Annotated in this window: 14 protein-coding genes and 1 tRNA gene; 6 read left to right on the forward strand and 9 right to left on the reverse strand. The window is 58.7% G+C overall.

The features are described 5' to 3' along the window. Window positions 1-30: 30 nt before the first annotated feature. Window positions 31-2,265, reverse strand: coding sequence for a RelA/SpoT family protein (locus O3S81_RS14290; protein ID WP_269344149.1), 2,235 nt, complete (start codon window positions 2,263-2,265; stop codon window positions 31-33). Window positions 2,266-2,397: 132 nt separating this feature from the next. Then, window positions 2,398-2,790: a DNA-directed RNA polymerase subunit omega gene (gene rpoZ, locus O3S81_RS14295; RefSeq protein ID WP_020009554.1), complete on the reverse strand. Its 393-nt coding sequence runs from the start codon at window positions 2,788-2,790 to the stop codon at window positions 2,398-2,400. A 393-nt stretch (window positions 2,791-3,183) separates the two neighbouring features. On the opposite strand from rpoZ, the gene O3S81_RS14300 reads away from it, so the two are divergent. Both O3S81_RS14300 and O3S81_RS14305 read left to right on the forward strand, forming a co-directional pair. Beyond that, window positions 3,184-3,753, forward strand: coding sequence for a LabA-like NYN domain-containing protein (locus tag O3S81_RS14300; RefSeq protein ID WP_003509957.1), 570 nt, complete (start codon window positions 3,184-3,186; stop codon window positions 3,751-3,753). Window positions 3,754-3,969: 216 nt separating this feature from the next. Further along, window positions 3,970-5,469: a methyl-accepting chemotaxis protein gene (locus tag O3S81_RS14305; protein ID WP_269344151.1), complete on the forward strand. Its 1,500-nt coding sequence runs from the start codon at window positions 3,970-3,972 to the stop codon at window positions 5,467-5,469. Between the two features lie 187 nt (window positions 5,470-5,656). Here O3S81_RS14305 and smpB read toward each other — a convergent pair whose 3' ends face one another. Beyond that, window positions 5,657-6,139 (reverse strand): SsrA-binding protein SmpB, encoded by a 483-nt coding sequence (gene smpB, locus O3S81_RS14310; protein WP_269344152.1) that lies wholly within the window; start codon window positions 6,137-6,139, stop codon window positions 5,657-5,659. A 224-nt stretch (window positions 6,140-6,363) separates the two neighbouring features. Next, window positions 6,364-7,248 carry a 4-hydroxy-tetrahydrodipicolinate synthase gene (gene dapA, locus O3S81_RS14315; protein WP_269344153.1) on the reverse strand — a complete coding sequence of 295 codons (885 nt, stop codon included), beginning with the start codon at window positions 7,246-7,248 and terminating at the stop codon, window positions 6,364-6,366. Window positions 7,249-7,609: 361 nt separating this feature from the next. Here dapA and O3S81_RS14320 point away from each other — a divergent pair, with 361 nt between their 5' ends. Beyond that, window positions 7,610-9,682 (forward strand): lytic transglycosylase domain-containing protein, encoded by a 2,073-nt coding sequence (locus tag O3S81_RS14320; protein ID WP_269344154.1) that lies wholly within the window; start codon window positions 7,610-7,612, stop codon window positions 9,680-9,682. Window positions 9,683-9,846: 164 nt separating this feature from the next. On the opposite strand, the gene O3S81_RS14325 is transcribed toward O3S81_RS14320, so the two are convergent. The 3 genes from O3S81_RS14325 to O3S81_RS14335 all read right to left on the reverse strand — a co-directional run bounded on the left by O3S81_RS14325 (window position 9,847) and on the right by O3S81_RS14335 (window position 13,273). Further along, entirely contained in the window at window positions 9,847-10,911 is a 1,065-nt protein-coding gene (locus O3S81_RS14325) for a porin (RefSeq protein ID WP_269344155.1), read from the reverse strand. 572 nt (window positions 10,912-11,483) lie between these two features. Next, a complete protein-coding gene (locus O3S81_RS14330; RefSeq protein WP_269344156.1) occupies window positions 11,484-12,551 on the reverse strand; it encodes a porin in 1,068 nt (355 codons plus the stop codon). Between the two features lie 631 nt (window positions 12,552-13,182). Further along, window positions 13,183-13,273: transfer RNA gene (locus O3S81_RS14335), tRNA-Ser, on the reverse strand. Between the two features lie 161 nt (window positions 13,274-13,434). Between O3S81_RS14335 and O3S81_RS14340 the strand changes: the two genes are divergently transcribed. Both O3S81_RS14340 and O3S81_RS14345 read left to right on the forward strand, forming a co-directional pair. Then, window positions 13,435-13,776 (forward strand): hypothetical protein, encoded by a 342-nt coding sequence (locus tag O3S81_RS14340; RefSeq protein ID WP_269344157.1) that lies wholly within the window; start codon window positions 13,435-13,437, stop codon window positions 13,774-13,776. A 90-nt stretch (window positions 13,777-13,866) separates the two neighbouring features. Beyond that, window positions 13,867-14,043: a hypothetical protein gene (locus tag O3S81_RS14345; RefSeq protein ID WP_269344158.1), complete on the forward strand. Its 177-nt coding sequence runs from the start codon at window positions 13,867-13,869 to the stop codon at window positions 14,041-14,043. A gap of 1 nt (window position 14,044) precedes the next feature. On the opposite strand, the gene O3S81_RS14350 is transcribed toward O3S81_RS14345, so the two are convergent. After that, window positions 14,045-14,845 (reverse strand): HpcH/HpaI aldolase/citrate lyase family protein, encoded by an 801-nt coding sequence (locus O3S81_RS14350; protein WP_269344159.1) that lies wholly within the window; start codon window positions 14,843-14,845, stop codon window positions 14,045-14,047. A 7-nt stretch (window positions 14,846-14,852) separates the two neighbouring features. Beyond that, a complete protein-coding gene (locus tag O3S81_RS14355; RefSeq protein WP_269344161.1) occupies window positions 14,853-16,070 on the reverse strand; it encodes an NAD(P)/FAD-dependent oxidoreductase in 1,218 nt (405 codons plus the stop codon). Window positions 16,071-16,399: 329 nt separating this feature from the next. On the opposite strand from O3S81_RS14355, the gene O3S81_RS14360 reads away from it, so the two are divergent. Further along, window positions 16,400-16,744: a hypothetical protein gene (locus tag O3S81_RS14360; RefSeq protein ID WP_269344163.1), complete on the forward strand. Its 345-nt coding sequence runs from the start codon at window positions 16,400-16,402 to the stop codon at window positions 16,742-16,744. The last annotated feature ends 52 nt before the right edge of the window (window positions 16,745-16,796 follow it).

Genomic DNA, 16,796 nt, shown 5'->3' on the forward strand with positions numbered 1-16,796 from the left:
TTTCTGAATATATGAACGCTCAAAAATGCCTCAATCGAAGGCACGCGTCACGGTCGAAACGCAATCAAGGTCCTTGAGCTGCGACAGGAGCTGGTTCAGCTGCCGCAAATCCCAGACTTCGACATCCAGCGCCAGCTCGGAGAAATCCGTGCCGATGCGGACCATGTTGAGCCCACGAATATTGACATCCAGCGTCGCGATCGATTGCGCCACGGAGGCGAGCGTGCCCGGCTCGTTCAGCGCATTGATCATCACCCGTGCCATGAAGCGAGACTTGTTCGCCTCATCGAGGTCCCAGCGCACATCGATCCAGCGCTCCGGCTCGTCGTCGAAGCGTTGCAGCGCCGGCGCCTGGATGGGATATATGGTGATGCCCTTGCCCTTTTCCATGATGCCGACGATGCGGTCACCCGGAACGGCGCCAGCCGCACCGAAATGCACGTCGACATTGCCGGAAAGACCACGGATGGGCAGCGGGTCCGGCCCATCCAGCATCTCGGCCGCACCGTCGTCTTCCAGAGCGGAGCGTGACTTGCCGGGGATCTTGAAGACCATGCCGGAGGCGCTGCGCATGTTGAACCAGCCATCGTCGCCGGTCATCTTCACCGTCACGCGCTCATCCTGATAATCCGGATAGACCGCACGCAGCACGTCGAGCGAAGAAACCTCGCCGCGGCCGACGGCGGCGATGGCGTCCTCCACATCCTTCTGCGCCAGACGATGCAGCACGGGCTTCAGCGCTTCACGCGAGAAGGCCTTGCCGGCGCGCTCGAAGGTGCGCTCCAGAATACGATAACCGAGGCCGGAATATTGCTTGCGGATGGCCATGCGGGTGGCGCGGCGAATGGCCGAGCGAGCCTTGCCCGTCACCACCACCTCTTCCCACGCGGCAGGGGGCACCTGCACGCCGGAGCGGATGATCTCGACTTCGTCGCCATTGTTGAGCCGGGTCACGAGCGGCATGATCCGCCCGTTGATCTTGGCGCCAACGGTGGTGTCACCGATATTGGTGTGAACGGCATAGGCGAAATCGATGGGGGTCGCACCGCGCGGCAGCGCAATCAGCTTGCCCTTGGGCGTGAAGCAGAACACCTGGTCCTGGAACAGTTCGAGCTTGGTATGCTCAAGGAACTCTTCGGGGCTGTCGCCTTCGGCCAGCGATTCAATGGTGTGGCGCAGCCAGGAATAGGCATTGCTTTCTTTCGAAAGCAGATCGCCCTCCCCGTTTTCACCATCCTTGTAAAGCGCATGGGCGGCGATGCCGAATTCGGCGATCTCATGCATGCGTTTGGTGCGGATCTGCAGCTCGATACGCTGGCGCGACGGGCCGACGATGGTGGTGTGAATGGAACGATAGTCGTTCTGCTTCGGGGTGGAGATGTAATCCTTGAAGCGGCCCGGCACCACGCGCCAGCGTGTGTGCACGATGCCCAGCGCCCGGTAGCAGGAGGGAATGTCGTCCACCAGAATGCGGAAACCGTAAACATCGGAAAGCTGCTCGAAGGAGAGCGACTTCGACTGCATCTTGCGGAACACCGAATAGGGCTTCTTCTGCCGCCCCTTGACATTGGCGCCGAGCAGGCCGTTTGCCACCAGCAGCTCGCGCAACTCGTCCTCGATCTTCTTGATTAGGCCCTCATTGCGCGTTTCCAGTTCCTGCAGGCGGTTGGTCACCGTCTCATAGGCTTCCGGATTGAGATAACGGAAGGACAGGTCCTCCAGCTCGTCGCGCATGTCCTGCATGCCCATGCGGCCGGCAAGCGGCGCATAGATTTCCATCGTCTCCTCGGAAATGCGGCTGCGCTTGTCAGCCGGCATGTATTCCATGGTACGCATATTGTGCAGGCGGTCGGCGAGCTTCACCAGGAGAACGCGCACATCGTCGGAAATGGCGAGCAGCAGCTTGCGCAGGTTTTCGGCCTGCTTGGCCTTGCGGGTGACGAGATCGAGCTTCTTGAGCTTGGTGAGCCCCTCCACCAGCCTGCCGATGTCCTCGCCGAACAGTTCATCGATTTCAGCGCGGGTGGCGGTGGTGTCCTCGATCGTATCGTGCAGCAGCGCCACCGCTATGGTCGACTCGTCGAGATGCATTTCGGTGAGGATGGCGGCAACTTCCAGCGGATGCGAAATATAGGGGTCGCCATTGGCCCGCTTCTGCTGGCCATGCTTCTGCATCGCGTAAACATAGGCCTTGTTCAGCAGGGCCTCATTCGCATCCGGTTTATATTTTTGAACCCGCTCAACGAGTTCGTATTGCCGCATCATGCGATATTCCACAAAAAGAAAGCGCGCCAACCTGAGGGTCGGCGCACAATGCTGCATCAATAGGGATCAGATTATGACGGCAACTATTGACAGACGGTAACCGCCGCCTGCCAAAGGCATCATAAAATCCTATCAATAGTCGTCATTTTTTTCCGGCGGCACAAGGCCTTCGATACCGGCCAGCAGTTCTTCTTCCGACATCTGGTCGAAAGTGACGGTTTCCGGCTGGTCGTCGTCTTCGCCATCGGCAATGGCGGAGGCAGCGAGCGTGACCGGATCGGGCTCGGGCTCGTCAACCTCCACGTGCTTCTGCAGCGAATGGATCAGGTCTTCCTTCAGGTCGTCGGGAGACAGCGTCTCGTCGGCGATTTCGCGCAGCGCCACAACCGGGTTCTTGTCGTTATCGCGGTCAACCGTGATGGAAGAGCCCTGGGAAATCTGGCGCGCACGGTGGCTGGCGAGAAGCACGAGCTCGAAACGGTTGTCTACTTTATCAATGCAATCTTCAACTGTGACGCGGGCCATTGCCTGTCCTTTGCGGGTCGTAATGTCGTGGATCAGAGCGCCGTGCGGTCTTCAGGATGCACAAGGGTTGCTCTAACCTATTGAATCTGCGCTTCGTGCCTTGCGAAAAACACTTGCGATTTTTCGCGACGAAGCTTTCCAGCTTCCGATACAGCCATTGGCCGCGGAATTCAAGTTTTTCCTGTCTTTGGCGTCTTTTGACACCTTATTCACCATGTTTGGCGTCTGATGAACAAAATGTCCAGAAGAATTGTCTTGGAATACGGGGGAAGGTAGCTTACTTAAATCGCAACGGCTTTGCGCGAAATTCGTTGATACGACAATGATTTTTCGCGTCATCGACCGGATATAAAAGCCAGATAATGGCCTTTCCAAAAAAAGGAATGGGATGGAATGTTCGATCCACGGGAGAAAATTGCGCTCTTTATAGATGGAGCCAATCTTTATGCAGCATCGAAAAGCCTGGGATTCGATATCGACTACCGCAAGCTTCTGAAAGCGTTTCAGAAGCGTGGATACCTGCTGCGTGCCTATTATTACACCGCACTCATCGAAGATCAGGAATATTCCTCGATCCGTCCGCTGATCGATTGGTTGGACTATAACGGCTACAAGGTCGTGACAAAGCCGGCGAAGGAATTCACCGACGCGCTCGGCCGCCGCAAGATCAAGGGCAACATGGATATCGAACTGGCAGTCGATGCCATGGAGCAATCCGAGACCGTCGATCATCTGGTGCTGTTTTCCGGCGACGGCGATTTCACCACGCTGGTGGACGCGCTGCAGCGCAAGGGCCGCAAGGTGTCCGTTGTCTCCACCATGGCAACGCAACCCGCCATGATTGCAGACGATCTGCGCAGGCAGGCCGACCACTTCATCGATCTGATGACACTGAAGGCCGAAATCGGGCGCGACCCGAACGAGCGCCCTGTTCGTCACGCCGAAGGCCCCGAGACGGTCTGATCCGGCTTTTCTGATCGCCGACATTACCCTGACGCGCCCGTCTGAAAACGGGCGCGTTTTTGTTTGAAGCCTTTCCGGCAAGGCAAAAATTCCTTTTAAAATTAACAAACATCAAATCAGACCAGTCAAAATTATACCTTGGTTAATTTTAGACGTGTCTAAATCACGCAACGGTACCAGAGACGTTATTTGGGTGCCAAAGCAGGATGACAAGACATGCACGGCCAAGCAAAAACCGACCACCAACTCAATGAAAGACTGGATTTTCTGGGCCTTGGCCAGGAACAACGGCAAAATCTTTCGGATGTGAAGAATGTCATTGTCGGCTCTCTCGATGCGTCTCTCGATCGCTTCTACGCAAAGGCGCGTGCCGTGCCGGAAACGGCGAAGTTCTTCGCCAACGAAGCGCATATTCAGCACGCCAAGAGCATGCAGCTCAAACATTGGGAACGAATCGCTTCCGGCACCTTCAACGCCGATTACACCAATGCGGTGACGACCATCGGCCGCACCCATGCGCGGCTGGGTCTGGAGCCGAGATGGTATATTGGTGGTTACGCGCTGATACTGGACGGCATCATCAAGGCCATCATCGATTCCGGTGTGAAGGGCATCTTCATGGAGAAGAAGGCCAGAAAAACCAGGGATGCGCTGTCCGCGACCATCAAGGCCGCCCTTCTCGACATGGATTATTCCATCTCCGTCTATCTCGATGTGCTTGCCACTGAACGGCAAAAGGTGGAGGCCGAGCAGGCGCAGATGAAGAAGGAGCAGGAGCATGTTCTGGAACTGCTCAACAGTGCCCTTGGCAGGCTGGCGGATGGCGACCTCGCCACCGGCATCAGCGAAAAGACCGCCCCGCAATTCGAAGGGCTGATCGCCAATTTCAATGCCGCCGTCGGCAATCTCTCCGGCACCTTCGCGCAGATCATCGAGGAAGCGAACAAGGTTTCAGGCAATACGCGTGAACTCACCTCCGCGACCGACGACATGGCGCGCCGGACCGAGCAGCAGGCGGCCGCCCTTGAGCAAACTGCCGCCGCCGTCGAGGAAATCACCACCATTTCCAAACTCTCGGCGCAACGCTCCGAAGAGGCCAAGGCCATCGTCGAAAGCTCCGCCGTCGAAGCCGCGCGCTCGCGCGATGTGGTGACGGATGCGGTGAAGGCCATGGGCGCCATCGAGGAATCGTCGCAGAAGATCACCCAGATCATTTCCGTCATCGACGAGATTTCGTTCCAGACCAACCTTCTGGCGCTGAATGCCGGCGTGGAAGCGGCGCGTGCCGGAGAGGCCGGCAAGGGCTTTGCCGTCGTCGCCCAGGAAGTGCGCGAACTCGCACAGCGCTCCGCCACCGCCGCCAAGGAAATCAAGACGCTGATCGCCAAGTCTTCCGAAGATGTGATGCAGGGTGTTTCACTGGTCAACAAGACGGGTGAATCCTTGAATACGATCGGCAACAAGGTGGATCACATCCAGGAACATATCGCCTCGCTGACCAAGGCGGCGCAGGAACAGTCCGTCGGCATTCAGGAAATCAGCGCTGCGATCAACAGCATGGATAATCTGACCCAGAAGAATGCGGCCATGGTGGAAGAAACCAATGCGGCGACGCATAATCTGAGTGATGTCAGCGCCAATCTGGCGGCACTTGTCAGCCGGTTCAGCGTTTCGGCAACAAGGGCGCATGTGGAGCGGACGTACCGGGCGGCGTGAAAGACGACCTGGCTACATCCACCTCGTCATCCCGGCCTCGAGCCGGGATCCAGCCAGCCCAAGTCCTTGGGCTGCATAAACCCTTCTCACGGCGCAGACGCGCCGTGACTGGATGCCGGATCTAATCCGGCATGACGGAGGGAAGATGCGAGTAGCGCAGTAAACCCTCCCCGCCACTCACTGCTACTTAGGCAGCCCCGCCCTTCAAGAGCCGCGACTTCTGCCGGTTCCAGTCGCGTTCCTTCTCGGTCTCGCGCTTGTCGTGCAGCTTCTTGCCCTTGGCGAGCGCCAGTTCCAGCTTCGCACGGCCCTTGTCGTTGAAGTAGACCTTCAGCGGCACCAGCGTCATGCCTTCGCGGTTGATGCCGGCGCGCAGGCGGTTGATCTCCCGCTTGTTCAAAAGCAGCTTGCGGCGGCGGCGCGGCTCGTGGTTGAAGCGGTTGGCCTGCAGATATTCCGGCAGGTGGGAATTGATGAGCCAGATCTCATCGCCCTCGTCCGAGGCATAGGACTCGGCGATATTCGCCTTGCCTTCGCGCAGCGACTTGACCTCGGTGCCGGTCAGCACCAGCCCCGCCTCATAGGTGTCGATGATTTCGTAGTTGAAGCGAGCCTTGCGGTTTTCCGCAACGATCTTGTTCACCACGCGCTGGCTGCCTTTGGGGGCCATGATCTTTCAATCCCTTGTTTTTCTTATTGCGCCCGCAGCCTTTCGGCCGGAGCGGTTTTCGAGATGTCGTTCTTGCTTTTCCGCATGTCCCTATCCCAAAACCGGTGCCCGCTTTTGGGCGACATGCTCTATTTAGTATCGTCGCCGCAAAAAGAAAAGGCGCGCCGAACGGCTTCTGTCTCGAAGCGGTCCATGGCGCGCCTTCAGGGCTTTTCAGGCCTGTCTCAGTTCATCAGGCCGGCATGTTTCAGCGCCGCATCGATCGCCGCTTCCGTTGCCGGTTCCAGCGTGCTCATCAGGGGCGAACGAACCCGGCGGTTGCCGCCGCGCGTCTTCGACAGCGCATATTTCGTGCCGCAGACACCGGGCTCCATGAAGATCGCCTTGTGCAGCGGCATCAGACGATCCTGATAATCCAGCGCCTTGGCGTAATCACCGGCCAGCATCGCCGCCTGGAATTCCGCACAGAGGCGCGGTGCGACATTGGCGGTGACCGAAATGCAGCCGACGCCACCATGGGCGTTGAAACCGAGCGCCGTGCCATCCTCGCCCGAAAGCTGGATGAAATCCTTGCCGCAGGAAATGCGCTGTTCGGAAACGCGGTCGAGCTTGCCGGTCGCATCCTTCACGCCAACAATGTTCTTATGCGCCTTGACCAGCGCGCCCATGGTTTCCGGCGACATATCCACCACCGAGCGCGGCGGGATATTGTAGATGACGATCGGCAGTCTCACCGCTTCGGCAACCGCGGAAAAATGGGCAAACAGGCCCTTCTGGGTCGGCTTGTTGTAATAGGGGGTGACGACCAGCAGCGCATCCGCGCCGGCTTCCTGCGCATGCAGGGCAAGCTCGATCGCTTCATCGGTATTGTTGGAGCCAGCACCCGCGATGACCGGAACCCGTTTCGCCGCTACCTCGATGCACAGTTCAACGACCCGTTTGTGTTCGTCGTGGGAAAGCGTCGGGGATTCCCCCGTCGTGCCCACGGGCACAAGGCCGTTGCTGCCTTCGGCGATCTGCCATTCCACATGGGCGGCAAAGGCCTGTTCGTCCACGGCGCCGTTGTCCGTGAACGGGGTAATGAGGGCGGGAATAGATCCCTTGAACATGCAAAGCTCCTGGCGCCGAGCCGGTTCATGCTTCGGCCGCATTCGATGGTTAAAACCGGCACACATTAGTGCCAGCCCTTGGCGCCGACAAGCGCAAAGGCAGCCTATTTTGTCCGAAATTGTCGGAAGTGTGACAGTCTTTGCACCGTGATCGGCAGGCATGAAAAGCAAGTGCCGAAAAGAAACGTCGCTCGCGGGCCGGTGAATAAAAGTTGATTGAATTGCAAGGCGGCCATTAAGATTTCATTAAGCCTGAAATCCCAAGATTTCCAGGTGGGACTTGCGACCGTTTCGGCAATCCCGCTGCAATGAAGCGATATTACAAGAAAGTCGGCAACTCCATTACACGATGAAGAACGGCATGAAAAAGACAGTCTGGGGATTGATGGCGGCGGGTCTTGCCGCAACCGTGTGGAACGCGCTGGCCGGGCCGCTGCCTGAGGGTGCGGCGCCCCTTCCCTATGTCAAGCCGAATGCGCCGACCGTTCCGGCCTTCATGCCGGCCTCGCCCGAGATCACCGGCGCGATACCGCGCCTCAACCGCCCCGATGATACCAGCCAGTTGAAGGCCGGCCTCGACGCGCTTTCCAGCCGCGACGCGGCCCGGGCGATTGCCCTGCGCAACACCATGCCGACCGGCAGCCTCGACCGGCATATTCTCTCCTGGGCAATCGCCGTTTCCGGCCAGAAGGATGTGCCTTCCACCGAGATCGCCGCCGCCCAGCGGGAGCTTTCCGGCTGGCCGGGTGCGGCCACCCTGCGAGCCAATTCAGAAAAAGCACTCTATCGCGAGGATCTGCCGGCCGCGCAGGTGCTTTCAGCCTTCGGCAGCAGTCGCCCGGAAACGGCGGAAGGAACCGTCGTGCTTGCCAAGGCGCTTGCCTCCTCCGGTAAAACGGCCGAATCCCAGAACCTCATTCGCCAGCTCTGGGTCAGCGAAGGCATGGACAAGGACATGGAAGACCGTGTGCTTGCCGAATTTCCTGCCTATCTGACGCCCGCCGATCACAAGGCACGCATGGATTATCTGATGTATCGCAGCCGCATCAGCCAGGCGAAGCGTTTCGGCGATCTTGGCAAGGCGCAGTCGCTTTATAATGCCTGGGCGGCCGTGCTGCAGCGCTCCGCCAATGCCGGCGCATTGCTCGGCAAGGTCGACACCTCCTGGCGCAGCGATCCGACCTATCTCTTCGCGCGCATCGAGAACCTGCGCAACCAGCAGAAATACACGGAAGCTGCCGTCCTCCTGCGGCAGGCGCCGAAGGAGACGGCCAGGCTTGTCAATCCCGGCGAATGGTGGAACGAACGACGCATCATCGCGCGCGGCGTCGCCGATCTCGGCGATTTTGCCGAGGCCTATCGCATCGTCGCCAATCATTCGGCCACCTCTTCCGTGGATATCGCCGATGCCGAGTTCCACGCAGGCTGGTATGCGCTGCGGGCGCTGCGCGATCCGGCGGCCGCTTCGCGCCACTTCAATACATTGCTGCAAACCTCGAACCGCCCGCTTTCGGCTTCCCGTGCCTATTATTGGCTCGGTCGGACGGCGGAAGCCGGCGGGCCCGGCAATGCCCGTGATTTCTTCATCAAGGCGGCAGCCCATCCCGGCACATTTTATGGCCAGCTTGCCGCCGCGCGAATCGGCGCCAAAACACTGAATGTGACCTACCCGAACCCCAGCAATGAAGACCGGGACCGTTTCGCCGGCCGCGAGGCGGTGCGCGCCATCGACCGGCTGGAGGCGGCTGGTTACGGCTGGCGCGCCGACAGCCTTTACCGGTCGCTTGCCGAACAGCTCGACAGTCCCGGCGAACTTGCCATTCTGGCGGCGCGTGCGGAAGGTACCGGCAACCACCAGGTTTCGCTGCAGATCGGCAAGACCGCCTTCAGCCGTGGCATCGATGCGGCAGCTCTCGCCTATCCGCTCGGCGTCATTCCGGCCAGCGCCAATATTGCTGGCTCCGGCAAGGCGCTTGCTTATGCCATCGCCCGGCAGGAAAGCGCCTTCAACCCGGCCGCCATCTCCGCCGCCAATGCCCGCGGCCTGCTGCAATTGCTGCCCGGAACGGCCAAGGGCGTAGCCGGACGCCACGGCCTGCCCTACACGCAGGCAATGCTGACGACGGATGCGGGCTACAACGCCACGCTCGGCGCGCATTATCTCGGTGAGCAGATCGACAGCTTCGGCGGTTCTTATATCCTCACCTTCATCGCCTATAATGCCGGGCCAAAGCGCGTGCCGGAATGGATCTCCCGTTATGGCGACCCGCGCGGCAAGCCGATCGATGAAGTGGTCGACTGGATCGAGCGCATCCCCTTCCCTGAAACACGCAATTACGTGCAGCGGGTGATGGAGAACTATCAGGTCTACAAGACACGGCTAGGCCAACAGGCCGACATCGTCGATGACCTGCGCCACGGGCGGGCGGGGTAAAGGCCGGAACTCACCGTCCGATCATCGTCAGAGCATTCAGGCACCGGCTGGCCCGGTGCTTTTTTATTGTCATTACCTGGCAAAGCAGCTTTCCGCCTTGCAAAAGAAAAACCCCGGCATTTCTGCCGGGGTTTCCATCACTGACAATGTCAGATCAGATTAGATTAGAACGAACGCTGAAGGCGAACGAAACCGGTCCACTGGTCGCCAGCGCCGCTGTCAACACCTTCGGTGCCGTCAACGTCCTGGTAGTTAACAGCAACCTTGGTAGCGAGGCCCTGCGTGATCTGGTAGTCAAGCGTTACACCAGCGCGCCATGCGTCGCGATCGCCAACGAAGTCGTTGTCAGCGCCGATATCAACCGTACCGAAGTACTGTGCACCGGGGGTGATGGTCAGCTTGTCAGTTGCCTTGATTGCGTATTCAGCAGCAACAGTCCACTCAGACTCTTCGTAGTAAGAGTTTGCACCGGAAGCCCATGCGCCGGAAAGGCCGAACGTGCCCGGACCGATGTCAGCCGTGACGATTGCACGGATTGCACCGTTTTCCTGGTCCGTGTCGTAAGAACCAAGCAGGTTTGCGCTAACTGCACCGAACTTCGCACCGATGATACCGCTGATACCAACGTTGTTCGGGCCTTCGATGAAGCCACCCTTGGTAATGCCGAGGTTCGAAACGCTGTCAAGCGCGGTTTCCAGTTCTTCAACCGAGATACCTGCATAGAAGGAGCCGGCATCGTAGGTGTAACGCAGAGCGTTCGAACGGGTGGAGTTCGAAGACAGGATGTCGGTTTCGCCGGAGAGATCGTCATCCCACCAGGTGTACATGTAACCGACCTTCAGGCCGCCGAGTTCGATGAAGGCCTGGTCAACGTTGACGCCACGGTTGCTGTCGTTGTCAGCCTGACCGCGCAGACCGATGAAGCCACGCAGAGCGCCGAGCTCGGTGTCGGTGCGGGTGTCGATTTCGAACTGAGCGCGCGTGAACGAATCCCAGTCAGACGAACCGGACTGGTTACGGCCGAAGTCGGTCTGGAAACGGATGTAACCGCCGAACTTCAGGCAGGTTTCGGTGCCGGGGATGTAGAAGAAGCCGGTGCCGAAAGCGTCGCAAACGCGAACGTATTCCAGGGGCTCAGGCTCAGCAGCGACGATAGCGTCGGCAGCGTGAGCGCCGGATACTGCTGCGAGAGCTGCAGCGGAGCCGATGAGAAGGCTCTTGATGTTCATGGTTGACCTCCAGTCAAACGCTTAATCTTCTAAGCAGCGGGTGGGAAAGCACTTACAAATGCGTGCCGCTTATGGAGATGATTAGAGCCAAAACCGGCCGGACAGGCAATCGTAATCATGACAGAAGGAAGACAGTAAGGTGTCCTTAGTTTCTCATTGTTGCGAAATAGCTACAATTCTAATCGACCGGACCCCATTCCTTAAAAAACCGTTAATAAATAATGCTTTTCAAACACTTAACGAGCAGAATCGCTAGCCTGGCAGCCTAAAGCCAATCCCTTCTCCAAAATCCTGACACAACCGGGCCATGAGAAATTGTCCAAAAGACGATTGCAGCGCCTGAGACTCAGCCCTTCGTCCACACCAAGAGAATCAATCCGCGGAGCAACTCTTGCGGCTTCCAGTGTGAGTTTCCCCTGATAGCGAATCACCAGACGAACGGCAGCCAGATCGCAAAACCGGGCGAAGCATCGATCCGTGCGCCGATACTGCTTTGCGCCATAGTCGGCATTGCAAAAGAAAAACCCCGGCATTTCTGCCGGGGTTTCCATCACTGACAATGTCAGATCAGATTAGAACGTGCGCTGAAGGCGAACGAAACCAACCCAGCTGTCGCCAGCGCCGGTGTCAACACCTTCGGTGCCGTCGACGTCCTGGTAGTTAACCGAAACGAGCGTGGAGAGGCCCTGGGTGATCTTGTAGCCAACAGCTACACCAGCGCGCCATGCGTCGCGGTCGCCAACGAACTGGTTGTCAGCACCGATGTCGATCGTACCGAAGTACTGGAAGCCGGGGGTGATGGTCAGCTTGTCGGTTGCCTTGATTGCGTATTCAGCAGCAACAGTCCACTCGGACTCTTCGTAGTAGCTGTTTGCGCCAGAAGCCCAAACGCCGGAGAGGCCAAGGGTGCCCGGGCCGATGTCAGCCGTTACGATACCACGGATTGCGCCTTCTTCCTGGTCGGTGTCGTAACCGCCGAGGATGTTAGCGTTTACGCCGCCGAACTTGGCACCAACGATAGCGGAGATACCAACGTTGTTCGGGCCTTCGAACGAGCCGCCCTTTGCGAAGTCGCTGGAGATGTTGGAGGAGCCGCGCTGGCCTTCCAGTTCTTCAACAGCAACGCCAACGTAGAACGAGCCAGCGTCGTAGGTGTAACGGATAGCGTTCAGGCGGGTAACGTTCGAAGAAAGGCTATCAACTTCGCCGGAGAGACCGTCGTCCCACCAGTTGTAGTAGTAACCGACCTTCAGGCCGCCGAGTTCGATGAAGGCCTGGTCAACAACAACGCCACGATTGCTGTCGTTGTCAGCCTGACCGCGGAAACCGATGTAGCCGCGCAGAGCGCCGAGCTCGGTGTCGGTGCGGGTGTCGATGTTGAACTGAGCGCGCGTGAACGAATCCCAGTCAGACGTGCCGGACTTGTTGCGACCGAAGTCGGTCTGGAAACGGATGTAACCGTCGAACTTCAGGCAGGTTTCGGTGCCGGGGATGTAGAAGAAGCCGGTGCCGAAAGCGTCGCAAACGCGAACGTATTCCAGGGGCTCAGGCTCAGCAGCGACGATAGCGTCGGCAGCGTGAGCGCCGGATACTGCTGCGAGAGCCGCAGCGGAGCCGATCAGAAGGCTCTTGATGTTCATGGTTGACCTCCAGTCAAAGTTTTTAAGTGGGTCTGGGTACTTTCGCTGAAGGACAGCATTCCCTGCCCCATTCCCGTGTTCTTAGAAGCCAAACGATCCACCGCCTCGCTTCTGGTGGTGAAAATACAAAAGGTTTCGCCGCTTGCAATCGCCAACATCCGATAAATAGCATTTACGTATATGCTTCATTTCGGTTTGTTGCGGAAACAACACACAGCGCCCCGCCGGCCGATTGCGGCTTTTACAATGTGTTAAGAATTCCCTTGAAAATCCGTTAGTTAGTTGAGTTAACAAGGTCTTTCTAAACTACCGGCGTTTTCGGCCATCCCTTGCTCTGTCATTCGAAGATGTGGGAATTTTTTGCTTTGATCTATCCCGTCCCGAGGCACAACACAGATGCGCATGCGAGGAAACCGCGGGAAAAGCTCTTTCGGCCCCGGACTGATTCACCGGGCAACGATTCGACGGGCCGGACAGATCGGTGATTTGGCAAATTGATTTGCCTTCAGCAAACCCACCGCGCGGACACCACAAGGCATCGCAGTCGAGCCATATTCGACGTCGCCGGGGGAAGCCAGCGGCTGGGCTACTGACGTGTGGTGTTTCAATCTGTGGGGATAAACTTGGCAAGTGGCGGAGAGGATGGGATTCGAACCCACGATACGCTTTTGACGTATACTCCCTTAGCAGGGGAGCGCCTTCGACCACTCGGCCACCTCTCCGGTGCGGCCTGATTATTGCGTAAAAAAAATGAATGCAAGGCTTTTTCGCCAATAAGCCGAAAAAGCTGTTGGCGGAACATGGTTCCGCGAAACTTTGCGGGCTTTCGGGAACTTCTTCACCCACCGGGCGTTCTGGCTTCGGTAACAAAAGAGGTGTTCTAATGGCTCAGACCAAACTGAATGTTGTCGAAGACACGATCGAAAACCAGATTGCCGAGCTGCGCTCGCAAATTGCGTCGCTCTCCAAATCCGTCTCCGCCCGCGCGGAGGGCGTCAGCGAGGATGCGTCAGAATTTCTGGACGAGGCACGCGGCCGCGTTCGCAAGGCCGCGCATAATGTCCGCGCCCAGGGCCAGAACGTGGTGGAAGCCGTCAAGGAAAATCCGGGCACGGCAACTTCGTTGCTGACGATCGTCGGCGCACTCGGTTTTGCGATCGGTTACGCGGTCGGCACGAGCACACAGCAGAGCTCGTCCAACAGCAGCCTGTATCGCTGGCGCTGATCGCCATATAGATTGAAAGTCAGGCAAGGCGGGTCATTCCTGCCTTGCCTTTGCCTGTGGGTTTGAAGCGCGATGAAAATGGGGGTGGATATGCGGTTCAGTGACGATCTTGAAGCGGCATTGTCGGATTTTGCGAGAGATCACGACTTGGACAGGGATGAAGCCATCCAGCGCATCATTCGCGCCGCCCTTATCAACACCGGCTATCTCGCCTCCGGCGAAGAAGGCATTCCGCCGGAAAAGCTGAACGCCAGCAACGACGATTGAATCAATAACCCGACCGGGATGGCTGCGGTGCCGCTCCGCCCTTGTAACGGGCCGAGAGCGCGCGGAGCGTATTGGCGAATTCCGTGACATCGGCACCGACCGCCACGAAGGACGCGCCGAGCTCGAGATAACGGCGATTATAGGTTTCATTAAAGGTCAGAATACCAGCAGCCTTGCCCGCCGCGACGATCTTGACGATCGCTGCTTCGATCACGGCCTGCACCTCCGGCTCGTCGATCCGGCCGAGATGCCCCATGTCGGCGGCGAGATCGGCCGGGCCGATGAAGACGCCGTCCACGCCATCCACCGCAAGAATATTGTCGAGATCATCGATCGCCGCCCGCGTTTCGGCCTGCACCAGCAGGCAGACGCCATCGGAAGCGCTGTCGGCATAATCGGCGATGGTGTTGAACGCCGATGCGCGGGCCACGGCAGCACCCATGCCGCGAATACCACGCGGCGGATAATGCATGGCGCTGACCAGATCCCTGGCCTCATCAGCCGAATCGACCATCGGCACGAGGAGCGTGCGTGCACCTGCATCCAGCAGCTGCTTGATCATCCAGCTTTCACCGACGGGCACGCGCACCACCGGCTCGGCCGGCGACGTGGCAAGCGCCCGCAGCTGGTCGATGATGCTGCGCAGATCGTTCGGCCCATGCTCCCCGTCGATCACCAGCCAGTCGAAACCCGCAGTGCCGGCGATTTCCGCCGTGATGGCCTCGCCCATGTCGAGCCAGAGGCCAATCTGCGGTTTGCCCGCATGGATGGCGGTTTTGAAACGGTTTTCGGGAGCGGGCATGATATCCTCAGGAAAGCAGTAATTTCAGATCGGCGGTGGCGTCCGCCAGGATGGCACGATCCGGCTCCGCGCCGGTATCGAGCAGTTTTTTGCCGGCGACATAGGCCTTGGCATCATTGACGGCATCGACCGCCAAGAATCGCCCGTCGCGGAAATACCAGACGGACCAGCTGCCTTCACGCGCACCGGGCCTCAGCATCGTTTCGTCATAACCGAGGTTGAAGCCGGCAATTTGCAGCTTCGTGTCATATTGGTCCGACCAGAACCAGGGTTTCGCCTCATAGGCAGTTTCGGTGCCGGCCAGCACGGCAGCGGTGCACTCAGCCTGATCGACGGCATTCTGTACCGATTCGAGACGCACATGCTGGCCGCGCCACGGCAACATGGCGCAATCGCCGACGGCATGAATGTCTGGATCGGAGGTACGGGTATAGTGGTCCACCACGATGCCATTGCCGACATCGAGGCCCGATTCGCGAGCAAGCCGGTCATTCGGCGTCACGCCGATGCCGACGATGACAAAATCGACATCAAGCATCGAACCGTCGGAGAGTTCGGCAGCCGCCACCCGGCCATCCATGCCGACAAGGCGCACGAGGCCGGTCTTTTCGCGGATGGAGACGCCCTGGGCTTGATGGATGGCGCGCATGATATCAGCGGTTTCCTTCGCCGCCACGCGCTGCAGAATTCGGTCGGCCATTTCGATCAGCGTCACCTCAAGGCCGAGCTTGCGGGCAACCGCCGCTGCCTCGAGGCCGATATAACCGCCGCCGATCACCAGCAGCCTGCGCCCCGGCTTCATCTCCTCCATCAGCCGGTCGGCATCGCGCTTGTCGCGAACCGTCAATACCCCTTCCAGATCGCCACCGATGCTGGCGGGCAAAAGACGGGGTGCCGCCCCGGTCGCCAGTACCAGCTTGTCGTAGGAAAGCGTGCTGCCATCCTGCGTGCGCACGGTTTTCGCAGTACGGTCAATCTCCTCCACCCAGGTGGAAAGCCGGATATCGACATTATGCTCCGCATACCATTCTTCAGGGCGGAACATCAGCCGGTCGAAGCTCATCTCGCCGAGAAGGTATTTTTTGGAGAGCGGCGGCCGTTGGTAGGGATAGGCATCCTCGGAGCCGATGATGGTGATGGGGCGCTCGTCTTTCAGCGCCCGAAGCTTCGACGCCAGCGCGAAAGCGGCCTGCCCCGCCCCGACGATTACCAGCCTTCCCGTCACAGTCCACTCCCAGAAGAATCACGAAGCGCCGATCCTGCCGCACTTTGCGAAGCCATATTGCAGGGATCAGGCGTAACGCCAAGTACGGCTCCAGTCAACCGCGCAGCGACACCAGCCCTGTGCAAGCGTGACACATTATCTGGATAGGCTGCGGCGCCGCTGCAACCGCAGGGAGCAGAACGCATTTTCACGAGTGGAAACATCGGCTTCCCCACGGAAGATTGGTCGAGATCGACACAGACTAGAGAGAATTGCGCGGATTTCCTTCATGTGCTGGCAAGGAAGCCGCGTTAAAATCGACACCAAGAGAGGCAATCCGGGAGGTTGTCATGGCTTTACATATGGATCCCCGTCAGAGCGTCCCGCAGGACGAGATGTACGAGAAATTTCAGATCGACCGACCCGGCAAGATCACCTTCATCGGGCATCATCTCAGCGCCAGGAACACCATGCGCTGCCTGGTGCGCACCATTTCCCTCTATGGCGCGGAGCTGGATGTGAACCCTGAACTGGAAATGCCGGCCAATTTCTATCTGGAGATTCTCGGCATTCGCGATGAGATCGGCTGCACGCTGATCCGCCGGGAGGAAGAAAAGGTCACCATCGGTTTCAACATGCTGATCGATGCGGAATTCCTGCACCATGTAAGGCGTCTCAGCTTCGAGACATCGTGACGGCCACCACAAAACCGCGGTTCGAGGAATGAGAATGCGAAGCGGCGTAACC

Source organism: Agrobacterium sp. SOY23, from assembly GCF_027212525.1.
Lineage (GTDB): Bacteria > Pseudomonadota > Alphaproteobacteria > Rhizobiales > Rhizobiaceae > Agrobacterium > Agrobacterium tumefaciens_I.

Excerpts from the sequence above, each read along its gene's own strand:
- O3S81_RS14290 (WP_269344149.1), bottom strand. The coding sequence starts at position 2,265 with ATGATGCGGCAATACGAACTCGTTGAGCGGGTTCAAAAATATAAACCG.
- rpoZ (WP_020009554.1), bottom strand. The coding sequence starts at position 2,790 with ATGGCCCGCGTCACAGTTGAAGATTGCATTGATAAAGTAGACAACCGT.
- O3S81_RS14300 (WP_003509957.1), top strand. The coding sequence starts at position 3,184 with ATGTTCGATCCACGGGAGAAAATTGCGCTCTTTATAGATGGAGCCAAT.
- O3S81_RS14305 (WP_269344151.1), top strand. The coding sequence starts at position 3,970 with ATGCACGGCCAAGCAAAAACCGACCACCAACTCAATGAAAGACTGGAT.
- smpB (WP_269344152.1), bottom strand. The coding sequence starts at position 6,139 with ATGGCCCCCAAAGGCAGCCAGCGCGTGGTGAACAAGATCGTTGCGGAA.
- dapA (WP_269344153.1), bottom strand. The coding sequence starts at position 7,248 with ATGTTCAAGGGATCTATTCCCGCCCTCATTACCCCGTTCACGGACAAC.
- O3S81_RS14320 (WP_269344154.1), top strand. The coding sequence starts at position 7,610 with ATGAAAAAGACAGTCTGGGGATTGATGGCGGCGGGTCTTGCCGCAACC.
- O3S81_RS14325 (WP_269344155.1), bottom strand. The coding sequence starts at position 10,911 with ATGAACATCAAGAGCCTTCTCATCGGCTCCGCTGCAGCTCTCGCAGCA.
- O3S81_RS14330 (WP_269344156.1), bottom strand. The coding sequence starts at position 12,551 with ATGAACATCAAGAGCCTTCTGATCGGCTCCGCTGCGGCTCTCGCAGCA.
- O3S81_RS14340 (WP_269344157.1), top strand. The coding sequence starts at position 13,435 with ATGGCTCAGACCAAACTGAATGTTGTCGAAGACACGATCGAAAACCAG.
- O3S81_RS14345 (WP_269344158.1), top strand. The coding sequence starts at position 13,867 with ATGCGGTTCAGTGACGATCTTGAAGCGGCATTGTCGGATTTTGCGAGA.
- O3S81_RS14350 (WP_269344159.1), bottom strand. The coding sequence starts at position 14,845 with ATGCCCGCTCCCGAAAACCGTTTCAAAACCGCCATCCATGCGGGCAAA.
- O3S81_RS14360 (WP_269344163.1), top strand. The coding sequence starts at position 16,400 with ATGGCTTTACATATGGATCCCCGTCAGAGCGTCCCGCAGGACGAGATG.